The 1,557-nt window shown below is 43.1% G+C and carries 1 protein-coding gene; it reads left to right on the forward strand.

Annotated elements, in window-relative coordinates; translation table 11 throughout:
• Positions 1-313 precede the first annotated feature (313 nt).
• Positions 314-1,525: a transposase gene (locus QUB26_RS31755; RefSeq protein WP_333321287.1), complete on the forward strand. Its 1,212-nt coding sequence runs from the start codon at positions 314-316 to the stop codon at positions 1,523-1,525.
• Positions 1,526-1,557 lie beyond the last annotated feature (32 nt).

Raw genomic sequence — 1,557 nt, forward strand, 5'->3', positions numbered from 1 at the left:
TTAGCTAAACAGACGGGAATCCCCACACTATACCGATCAAAGGTTAGTGTGGGATGAAAGACGCGGTGAGGTGAGGATTCCACCCGAAGAGCAATCTCACAGGCGCAAGCATTGAGCAGTGAGCGGGTGGATGACGAGACAAACAAATTCTTCGACGTGTCAATACTTGGTGGTAAATACTAGCAATTAAGGCTAGAAACCTCTCTTATTTTATGGATAAAACATTCACTCATGCACTTGACATCAAGTAACGTATTCGGGTACATTAACACTAATTGATGCGTAGCGACTGCAATCAAACATTTACTACTCAATGAGAACTTCTTACCAGTATCGATTACGTCCAACAAAGTTGCAAGCCACTGAGATTGACAGATGGCTGTCTCTGCTGTGCGCTCAGTACAACTATTTGTTGGCAGATCGATTTAATTGGTACGAACAAAATCGTTCTCCCATCAATGCGTGTCCGCTAGTTTGCCACTTACCCGAACTGCGGGAAAATCCCGACTATTACAGCCAGAAAAAGACGTTACCTCAACTCAAGAAAACTCATCCTTGGTATGCCGGAGTTTACTCTCAAGTTCTTCAAGATGTAGTTAAGCGAGTTAAGGTAACTTTTGATCGTTTCCTGAAAGGTGATAGCAACGGGAAACGCAGCGGTAGACCTAGATTCAAGCCGCGTAGTCGTTACCGCACGTTCACTTACCCTCAAGTTAAAGACGGCTGCTTGCAAAATAACTTAATTAACTTGCCGATGTTCGGAAAAGTCAAAGTTATTTTGCACCGTTCAATACCTGATGGATTTAAAATCAAAACCGTCTCTGTCACCAAAAAAGCTGATGGTTACTATGCAACTCTCAGCTTGGAAGACTCGACAGTCCCGGAAATTAAACCAGATTTTAATCCTCAAAAAATTGCTGGTATTGATATGGGGTTGAAGGATTTTTTGACAACATCAGAAGGGGAGACGGTGGCGATTCCTCAGCATTACCGCAAAGCTCAAAAACGCCTGCGGACTATTCAGAAGCGAGTCTCGCGCCGTAAAAAAGGTAGCAGCCGGAGACACAAAGCAGTTAAGCAACTGGGGAAGTGTCACAAGAAAGTAGCCGACAAACGTAAAGACTTTCATTTCAAAACTGCTAACAATCTCTTGAAAAAATATGAGGTTGTTGCAGTTGAAGACTTGAATGTCAAGGGACTTGCTCGTACAAGATTGGCTAAATCTGTGTTGGATGCTGGGTGGTCAAGCTTTCTGTCGATTCTAATAAACAAAGCTGTAAATGCTGGTTTGTTGGTGATGACCGTATGTGCTTATAACTCTTCACAAGATTGCTCTAATTGCGGTGAAAAAGTACCTAAAAAGTTGCATGAAAGATGGCACGACTGCCCAAATTGTGGATGTAGTCTTGACCGTGATCACAATGCAGCTATCGTAATCAAAAATAGGGCGGTGGGTCATCCCGTCTTTAAAGCTCAGTTAATGTCCGAAGCAATAGCTGGAGTCGCCCAGAAGCCTACATTATAGCTGTACTCAGCTTAATGTAGGAGTATGTCACT

Source organism: Microcoleus sp. B4-C1, from assembly GCF_036705285.1.
GTDB lineage: Bacteria > Cyanobacteriota > Cyanobacteriia > Cyanobacteriales > Microcoleaceae > Microcoleus.

Excerpts from the sequence above, each read along its gene's own strand:
- QUB26_RS31755 (WP_333321287.1), top strand. The coding sequence starts at position 314 with ATGAGAACTTCTTACCAGTATCGATTACGTCCAACAAAGTTGCAAGCC.